At 63.1% G+C, this 521-nt stretch carries 1 protein-coding gene; it reads left to right on the top strand.

Translation table 11 applies throughout. The features are described 5' to 3' along the window. A partial coding sequence (locus ACR0JA_RS23680; protein ID WP_480580433.1) for a GcrA family cell cycle regulator occupies positions 1-381 on the top strand: 381 nt, incomplete at its 5' end. Between the last annotated feature and the right edge of the window lie 140 nt (positions 382-521).

Below are 521 nucleotides of genomic sequence, written 5' to 3'. Positions count from 1 at the left end.
GCGCCCAAGGCCGAGGCCAAGCCGAAACCTGCACCAAAGACCGAACCCGCGCGCCCCGCACCTGCCCCAGCTGCTGAGGCGAAGCCCGCCGTGCCCGCCCGCCGCCAGATCATCCCCGCCGGTCAGCCACTTCCGCCGCAGCCCTCGGCAAACGAGATCAGCCCAGAGGCGCTGGCCAAGGTCAATGAGATCGAGAAGAAGGCCAAGAAGCTGACACTGATGGAACTGACCGAGAAAACCTGCAAATGGCCCGTCGGCGACCCCGCGACCGAGGATTTCTGGTTCTGCGGCCTGCCGGTTGAAGCAGGCAAACCCTATTGCGAGGCGCATGTGGGCGTGGCGTTCCAGCCCATGAGCTCACGTCGCGACCGGCGGCGGTGATTGGGAACGCCAGAGCCTAATTCATTATTGCAGGGGTCAAAAGAGCGGGGGCGTTTTGCGACGCCTGTTGCTGGAAGCGTTGCATAGTCAAGAACGACACAAGGCGTAACGAGCTCTGACAGAGAACATCCCTCGCGGAA

Source organism: Ruegeria sp. AM4 (genome assembly GCF_056540665.1).
The sequence above is the reverse complement of the archived record's forward strand: the minus strand, read 5'-3'. Positions and strand labels throughout refer to the sequence as shown.